This is a genomic window from Streptomyces sp. NEAU-W12 (genome assembly GCF_026242095.1).
Lineage (GTDB): Bacteria > Actinomycetota > Actinomycetes > Streptomycetales > Streptomycetaceae > Streptomyces.
The window spans coordinates 1-8,202 of sequence record NZ_JAPJDM010000062.1; the positions used below are offsets into that span (position 1 = coordinate 1).

General features: G+C 68.9%; 8 protein-coding genes and 2 pseudogenes. All 10 read right to left on the minus strand.

The genetic code is table 11. The features are described from left to right. Nucleotides 1-206 (minus strand): annotated as a pseudogene (locus tag ORI94_RS34655) (IS6 family transposase); the annotation flags it as partial. Nucleotides 207-379: 173 nt separating this feature from the next. Then, nucleotides 380-682, minus strand: coding sequence for a hypothetical protein (locus ORI94_RS34660; protein ID WP_266083018.1), 303 nt, complete (start codon nt 680-682; stop codon nt 380-382). 496 nt (nt 683-1,178) lie between these two features. Continuing rightward, nucleotides 1,179-1,751: a hypothetical protein gene (locus tag ORI94_RS34665; RefSeq protein WP_266083020.1), complete on the minus strand. Its 573-nt coding sequence runs from the start codon at nt 1,749-1,751 to the stop codon at nt 1,179-1,181. Beyond that, nucleotides 1,748-3,145, minus strand: a complete 1,398-nt coding sequence (locus tag ORI94_RS34670) for a hypothetical protein (RefSeq protein ID WP_266083022.1) — start codon at nt 3,143-3,145, stop codon at nt 1,748-1,750. Before ORI94_RS34670 ends, ORI94_RS34665 begins: the two co-directional genes overlap by 4 nt. After that, a complete protein-coding gene (locus tag ORI94_RS34675) occupies nt 3,142-3,948 on the minus strand; it encodes an ABC transporter ATP-binding protein (RefSeq protein ID WP_266083024.1) in 807 nt (268 codons plus the stop codon). The genes ORI94_RS34670 and ORI94_RS34675 overlap by 4 nt, the downstream gene beginning before the upstream one ends. Nucleotides 3,949-3,982: 34 nt before the next feature. Further along, nucleotides 3,983-4,810 carry a zf-HC2 domain-containing protein gene (locus tag ORI94_RS34680; RefSeq protein ID WP_266083026.1) on the minus strand — a complete coding sequence of 276 codons (828 nt, stop codon included), beginning with the start codon at nt 4,808-4,810 and terminating at the stop codon, nt 3,983-3,985. Further along, nucleotides 4,807-5,355, minus strand: coding sequence for an RNA polymerase sigma factor (locus ORI94_RS34685; RefSeq protein WP_266083033.1), 549 nt, complete (start codon nt 5,353-5,355; stop codon nt 4,807-4,809). Before ORI94_RS34685 ends, ORI94_RS34680 begins: the two co-directional genes overlap by 4 nt. Nucleotides 5,356-5,688: 333 nt before the next feature. Beyond that, nucleotides 5,689-6,411 (minus strand): annotated as a pseudogene (locus ORI94_RS34690) (IS701 family transposase); the annotation flags it as partial. A gap of 194 nt (nt 6,412-6,605) precedes the next feature. Then, on the minus strand, nt 6,606-6,908 hold the full coding sequence (locus ORI94_RS34695; RefSeq protein WP_266083029.1) for a hypothetical protein: 303 nt from the start codon (nt 6,906-6,908) through the stop codon (nt 6,606-6,608). 132 nt (nt 6,909-7,040) lie between these two features. Further along, a complete protein-coding gene (locus tag ORI94_RS34700; protein WP_266083031.1) occupies nt 7,041-7,964 on the minus strand; it encodes an IS4 family transposase in 924 nt (307 codons plus the stop codon). Nucleotides 7,965-8,202: the final 238 nt, after the last annotated feature.

Genomic DNA, 8,202 nt, shown 5'->3' on the forward strand with positions numbered 1-8,202 from the left:
CTGCGGCGCAGGCCGTTCGCGTAGGACTGCCCAAACTTGACGCACCAGCGGCGGACCGTCTCATAGGAGACGATCACACCGCGCTCGAACATCAGCTCCTCCACCTCGCGAAACGACAGCGGGAAGCAGAAGTACAGCCACACGCAGTGGGAGATTACCTCGACCGGGTACCGGTGCCCCTTGTACGACGGCGGTGCGCTGCCCATGGACGACCCCTCCCAGCACGACCAACCAGAAGATCATCCCACCCGGTCAGCCAACGTGACAGTGCCCGCTGGGGGTCTCCTGGTTGGTGAAAGCGGTCAGGGGATTTCGCGGGCCGCTCCCCTGCACGGGAGCGGCCCGCACTGCTGTCCGGTCAGGCAGGCACGGTCATCGCTCAGTCCACGCAGCCCTTGCGGTAGCGCTCCGGGTGAACCGGGCAGCGCTCCGCGGTGGCACCCTGGCCCCGGTCGGCGCCGGTGACGATGGCGTAGCGCGGAAGATCCCTGATCCGCGTCGGCACCAGCGACGACGGCCGCTTGAAGCCCTGCGGATCCCGCGTGACCTCCCGCGCCAACAGCAGGTGGTCGACCTCGAAGACCGACGGCCAGCCCTGCTCAGCCATCGACCGCAGCAGCAGCGGCGCGTACGTGCGGGCCGACGACGCACCCATGTGATGCGGCGGGCGCAACTGCTGCAAGAACGACTCCGCCGCGTGAAGCTCCTTCGGGGCGAAGCCACCCTCCCCCTCCCCCCGCTGTGACGGAAGCGACCCCGAGGAGTCAGTGAGGGGGTAGGGGGAGGAGGTAGTTACCTCCTCCGGGGGGGGGAGGGGCGGAGGGGATCGTGGGTTTTCCGCATTCCGGCTCTGACCAGGCGAAACGCGGGTTTCCCGCGATTCGCTGCTGACCTGCTGCGATGCCGCGATCGACGTACTGCTCGTTGTTCGCGGGGTTGCGGTAGACCCGGGTCACCCAGGTAGGGCGCTGCGTGGTGTCGTCACCGGCTTGCCCGGCCACCGCGCGCGTCGTAACCCGTACGCGACGGTGTTCGTTGGGCACGGCATCGCGTGCATGAACATCCGAACCCCCGCGGATACGCGAACGAGCCCCGGACCTGCTGCGGTCCGGGGCTGTGACTGAGCGCTTCAGTCAGCGAGTTTCGCTGACTGAAGCGCTCAGCGCGGAGCGTGTCCGTTACCGTCTCGGTCCTGCTGCGGCGTACAGCACGGTGCCGGTCGCCACCAGGCCCCACGCGGTCGCGGCGGAGGCCGTCGTAGCGGGGGAAATGATCATCCAGTTGCTCACCTCTCCCGCGATGCCGGGCGGAGCCGGGACGAGGAGGGTGAACGCGAGCCAGCCGACCGGTAGGGTCCATGCGAACCGGGCCCCGCAGAGCACCGCCCCGAGCGCGGCCAGGCCGACCAAACCAGCGCTGTCGCGGACGACGAGCGCGGCCGGGGCGAGCTTGGCTCCAGTTGCCTGGACCGCCAGCAGAGCCGCCCCGGCGACCGCGCCGGCCAGCAGCACGTGCGCCGCCCGCCGTGGCATCCACCGGATCGCGGCCGTCCGATCCAGCGCGGCGTCCTGCCCACCGAGCCCGACGGAAGCGGCCGCCACGTTCGCGGTGAGGATCAGGACCGCGATCCCCGGGTTCACCGGGCCGGCGTCGTCCTGGTTGAAGGCCCACGCCGCCAGCGCGACGAGCGCGACCGCTGCAGCCGAGGTGGGTACCTGTCGTGAACGGGCGTACAGGATCAGCCACCTCATTGCGACGCCTTCCCCGCCAACACCGAAAGCTCGTCGTGGGCCGTGCAGGAGAGGGCGGCGGCGTGCACCTCGGCGATCCGCGAGCGCTGTTCGGCCGGTGACAACGCCATCAGCCGTTGCCAGGCGACGTCGGCGTCCGCCCATTCACGCTGCGAGTACGCGTAGGGGTCCGGCTTCTGCAGCGGTTTGAGTTGGTGATCGCCTAGTGCCCAGCTCGCGGCGATGCTCTGTACGGGAATGTCGACCTGCCCCCCGCCCTCCCAAGGGGTGCGCGGTGCGCAGTTCGGTGCCAGGCCCTGGGCGACCAGGAGACGGGTCAGTTCCGCCCCTGTCGCATGAGTGATCAGCGGGTCGTCGAAGTCGACCAGCACCGCGTCGCCGGAGAGTCGGCGTTCGTCGCCGAGCGCGCGCAGCCCGGTGTCCTCCCGCACCGAGTTCGGCGCCTTATTGCCCAGGGCGTCGTGCAGCACGCGCAGCACGTCCTTGCCGCGCGGTGCGAGTTCAGGCAGGCGTGAACGGTTCGCCTGCGTCACGCACACCGGTCCGTCGCAGACCAGGGTGGCGGCGGCTTTGTCGATGACGTAGGTGTCGCGCGGAGTGGCCGGGAGGATCAGCAGGGCCAGAACTGCGCCGGCCAGGACGGGGGCCACCGCGAGCAGTCGGGCCCGGGGGGTCGCGGCCGACAGCAGTGCGAAACCGGTGGCAAGCAGGCCGAGTAGCCAGAGTGTCTGGCCGAGGTGGACGGAGCCGGACAGGGTCAGCAGCATCTCCCGCGGCTCCGCAGTCGCCGGGAACAGCAGGGCGAGCCGGTTCGGCGCGACGCTCGACGGCAGTGCCCCCTCATTGCTCTGCTGCAGGGAGAGGGCCGTCAGCAAGAGGAACACCGTCAGGGCCGGCGGGGTGAGTGCAGAGGGTACGGCCCGCGCGACACCCATGCCGAACACGGCCCCTGCGACGAGGGACAGCACCGCCACCAGCGAGATCGGTAGCCAGCCGAGACTCGTGTAGGCGGTGGCACCGAGGGCCACCTGGACTCCGCCTACGAGGACCAGGAGGCCGAAGCCGGACGTCAGCACGAGTGCCGTTGCGCCGGCCGGCAGCGCCGCACGGCGCCAGGCCGACAACGGCGTGGTCGTCAGCAGTTCGGCCATCTGCGAGCGGGAGTCGCGTAGCCCGTACACCGCGCCCAGGCCCACCACGAGCGGCCACCAGAAGGTCAGCAGGTACCGGGTCCACAGGGCCATGGAAGTCCACTGAGCCGTCCACCCCGCGGCGCCCTGCCACCAGAGCCCGTCGATCAGCAGGAGGACCGCCAGACTGCCCGCCAGGACGACGATGCCGGGCCACGGGGCGATGGAGCGCTTCAGCTCGGTACGCAGGACTCGCGCGTTCACCAGGTGCCCCCCGGCTGCTCGGAATCCTGGAGCAGTGCTGAGTAGCCGCGCTCCAGGGGGCTGCCGCCCGGGTATTCGGGGCCGCCCGCCGCGGCCAGGTCGTCCGGCGTGCCCTGGAAGACGAGGCGGCCGTCGGCGAAGAGCACCACGTCGGAGCAGGCGGCCGCGACGTCCTCGACCAGATGGGTGGAGACGACCACACACGTGTCGCGGCCCAGTTCCTGCAACAGCTCGCGGAAGCGCAACCGCTGCGCCGGGTCCAGGCCGGCTGTCGGCTCGTCCAGCAGCAGCACCGCGGGATCGTTGACGATGGCCTGAGCGATGCCAGCCCGCCTCACCATGCCGCCGGACAGGGTCTTCATCCGCTGGTCGGCGCGGTCCGCCAGGCCCACCCGTTCCACGGCCCGCTGGACGGCTGCGGGGACGACCGCCTTCGGAACCTCCTTCAACCAGGCCATGTACTCAACGAACTCACGCACCGTGAAGCGCTTGTAGTAGCCGAAAGCCTGCGGCAGGTAGCCGATCCGGCGGCGCAGGGCCCGGTGGTCAGCCATCGGGCCCACGCGGGTGCCGAGCATCTCCAGTTCGCCGTCAGTGGGGCGCAGCACGGTGGCCAGCGTCCGGATCAGGGTGGTCTTTCCTGCTCCGTTGGGTCCCAGGAGGCCGTGGGTGCCGATGCCCAGGCAGAGGTCGAGTCCGTCAACGGCCATCTTCTTGCGTCCGACGCGTACCCTCAGGCCGCTGGCCCGGATCTCCCAGGCATAGGTTTTCGGCGCGGTGTCGGCCGCGTTTGTGGTGGGCATCGTGCGGGGTCCCTTTCGAAGGTCGACGGTGGTTTCACAGCGTTGAGTACGCGTTTCTGCGGGTGATCACGGCGCCAATGCCGAGCCCGAGGAGCAGCCCCCATACGGGCAGTTGGTCGGGCTGGAAAACACCTCGCAGGGCAAGGGGGACGTGGCCGGTGATCCACGTGGGCGCAACGACGACGACGCCCCACGCGACCGTCAGCCCGGTGGCGGCGCGAGTCACGCCGACCACGCTGCCCAACGCCAGGGCGGTGGAGGTGAAGGCCAGGGAGGGCAGCAGCCACTGCGCGGCCGTCATGGTTCCGGTCAGCCAGCTCCCCACCAGGAGGCCGGGCAGGACCACCACGAGAACCGCCGTGGTGCGCCTGAGGAGCAGGGGCAGGCCAGCTCGGGCGGTCGAGGCCGTCATTTCGTGCGCCGGGTCCAGGCCGCGTGACCACGATGCGGCGACACCACACAGCGGCAGCACGGGTGCGATCGCCGCCACGGGAGAGATGTCGCCGAAGAACGCAGGCGGGGCGAGCGAGTCCAGCAGCAGCGCCATCAGGGCAACGGCGCCGGTCATGGCCAGCCATGGGGCCATGGCCGGCGTCAGCCAGGCCGACAGCCACCTCGGGCGGCGTCGCCGCGAGGGTGTTCTGACGGCTGCGTCCAACTGCGGTTTCAGACCGGCCTGGACGGTGTCGAGGAGCGTGGCGATGCCGGGCACCTCGGTGGCCACGGAGGCCGCCAGACGACTCCGGCACATCGCGCACGTCTCCAGATGGGCCTCCAACGCCCATACCACGTCCACGGCCATCTCCGTATCACCACGTGCGTAGGCGTCGAGCAGCCGCATCGACACGTGTTCCCCGCTCATCTCAGCGCCTCCCGCATTGCGATCCGGGCCCGGCGGGCGCGGGTCTTGACCGTGCCTTCGGGCAGTCTGAGCAGGACGGCGGTCTCCCGCACGGAGAACCCGTCCAGCACCATGGCCTGCAGGACCTCTCGAAGTTCCGGCGCCAGCTGCCGAAGGGCGTCACCGACGTCCCCGCCGACGGTCCCGGCCAATGCCTCGTCCTCCGCCGCGGGCGCCACCGCCCGCTCGGCGGCGGCAACGGGCGGCTCGGCATGGTGGGCACGGCGCCGGAACGCGTCGACGAGGCGGCGCGCCGCGATCGTCCACAACCATCCGACGGCCGTCCCGCCGACCGCACTCCCGGCGAACGCACCGGCCGCGCGCCACACCGCCAGATAGGTCTCCTGCATGACCTCGGCGACGATCTGCTCATCCGCGCAGCGGCGGCACAAACGCACAGCCAGCCACGGCGACGTGCGCCGGTACAATTCGTCGAACGCCCCGCGGTCACCTCTGGCCACCAGCTGGACGAGGCGCTCCTCGTCCAGCTCGTCCAGTATTCTCACGCGTGATCTCACACCAGCCAGACGCCCGATGATGCGCACAGGTTCTGCTTCTTACGTGATTCACATCACAGTGTCACGCACGGAGGGTTCCGATCCCCGTGAAAGCCGATCGCCGGTTGCGATCCGGCTCGTGGCGAACTCTGGCGCCTCACGGTGCTTCATCCTTCTCGGTGCAGCCTTGACCGAGTACGCCGACTGACTCGCAGTCGTAATCGAGGCATTGTCACGTTGTTGGATGCGTGACAATGCCCACTGGACCACAGGCCCCCTCGACCGCCCCCGCACCAGCAGGCTCGAACGACTCAGCTACCGACTCTCCGCCTGAACGAATTGCGCAGCAGAGTCGTCGATACGGCCAAAGCGCGGCACCTGCTGAGACTTCGGGACGGCCAACACGTAGCCGACGGCGGTTTCTTCCAGCATCCGGCGAAAGCGCCATTCCTGGCCATAGGCGGCATCCGCGGTCACCCAGCCGATCGGCAGCGGCGAGGCGAGTGCGCGCAGCACCATGGCCCTGGCCAGTTCTGGTTTGGTGGCGAAGGTCCTCTCATCGGGAATCTTGGCGGCGCGACAGCGTTCGCGGTCGTCCGTCCAGGACTTGGGCAGATACAGCTCGCGGTCCACCAGGGCGCGTCCGCGGGTGGTGGCGTAGGCGGCGAAGACGTCGATCTGGCAGTTCTCGGTGCGGCCGGCGGTGCCGGAATACTGGCGCTGCACGCCCGCGGAGGTGGTGCCTTTCTTGACGAAGCCGGTGTCGTCGAGGATGAGGACCCCGTCGGCTTCGCCGAGGTTGTCGGCGACGTATGTCTGCAGGTCGTCGCGGACGTCGTCGGCGTTCCAGGTGGCTCCGTTCAGGAGCCGTTGCAGGCCGTCGGGGGTGCGGTGGCCTGCGTGTTCGGCCAGTTGCCAGCCGTTTTTGCGGCCGACCGGGCCGAGCAGGGCGCGGACGTAGTCGCGCATGCGGCGTCGTAGGTCTGCGCGGCCGAAGCGGTGGCCGATACGCAGGAAGAGGTCGTCGAGTTCACGGTCCCAGGTCGCGTCGGCAAGGTCGTCGATCACGCGGGGAGGCTGCCCTCATCACAGCTCGGACAGTTCTCGATGCCACTCGTTGGAGGGGCGGTCCGGCAAGACCTTCACTGACACGCCATCAGCCCACTACACTCCCGACGATGCTTCTGACCAGGCCAGATAGCGAAACGCTGCTGGAGCACTAGATGCAATGCCGTGTAGTTAGCGCTCGCTGTTGGGTGTCAAGGGGTCCGGGTGGTCAGGATGTCGATGCTGATGGTGGCCTTGTAGGTGGTTCGGTCGACGGTGCCTCTGGCGTTGTACTTGGAGATGGCGCGTTTGACGACGCGTGGCCGGGTGCGGATGCGACGGTCGGGCATGAGGTCGGCCAGGATCCGGCGGCCGATGGTGCCGACGAGATCGATGGCGGTGTCGTTGAAGACGCCCGCAGCCTGGACGAGCAGGTCGCGGGCGGTGTTTAGGGCGATGGAGAAGCTGGCCCGGTCAGGATCGGTTCCTGGGCGGGTGCCGGTGGCGTCCGCCATGGCCAGTCGCAGGACCTGGTAGGTGACCAGCAGTGCGAAGACTTCCTGGGAAACGCCGGCAGGGGTCCGGGCGCGAAGGACCCGGCCGCCGAGAATGGTGGACTTGATCTCCAGGTAGGAGGTCTCGACCTCCTATCGCTCGTGGTAGAGCCTGATCAGCTCGAGGGCGGGGTGCGTGTGAGGGCCGGTCAGGGGCGTGACGAGACGGTAGGCGCCGGTGCGACGCCCCTGTGAGGTACTGACGGTGATCTCGTAGTCGATGACGCGGACCGCGACGGCTCCGAGCCTGGAGAGGTAGGAACCGTCGGGGAAACGTTTCAGGACCGGCAGCCTGCGACGCTCCTTCACGCGGACCAGAACGTGCGCGCCCGTCCCGGTGATCGCCTCGATCAGAGCCTGGACGGCGAAGTTCCGGTCCAGCAGAACGATCATGCCCTCGCGCAGGCTGCGAACGAGGCCCGGGGCATATGACGTCTCTCCGTTCGTGGTCGGCCCGAACACCGCGTCCAGGATGGTGCGGGTGCCGCAGGACACCAGAATCAGCAGACGCAGCGAGGGGTATCCCGCCCCGCCGTTGTTGCAGCGGTGCCTGACGAACTCGGCCTGGTTCGCCGGGCTGTCGGGCACCGCCACCAGGGTGCCGTCGACAGCGCAGACAAGCAGGCCCCGCCACCACGCTCCCGTGGTGGCGACCCCGGCGGCTGGTCCACGCAACAGGTCGAACAAGCGGTGCAGCGGCCTGGTCCCGACCCGCCTGCGGGCCTGGGCCAGAGCGCCGGCCGTCGGCGCTGCAGTCTCCAGTCCTTCCAGGCCGGCCGTCAGCCGCTGCCATACCTGCTGCCAGCCGATCCCGGGGAACAGGGACCCGGCCAGCAGCAAGTACACCACCACACGCGAGGGAAGGTCCCGTATCCGCTGCTGCATCCTGCCGGTCTCGGCCAGCACCTCATCGATCATTTCGAACGGGACAACCCGCGTCAACTCACCCAGATGGCCCGGCGCGAACGGCCCCGCAGCAACCGCTACCTCATGAGAAATGACAGACTTGGCATCCAACGGAGCTCCTGCTGAACAGTGATCTTGGTCGACACGGTTCTAGCAGGAGCTCAGTCCTTGCTTCAGGCGATTTGACACCCAACAGCGAGCGCTAACTACACGGCATTGGGGCTAGGGTCTGTTGCGAAAGTGGATCTTGTTCGTTGATGATCACGTCCTGTGGGACGTGGGGATCTGACGAACGACCAGTGGGCCCGGCTTGAGCCTTTGCTGCCGACGGGCATCAAGCCGGGTCGGC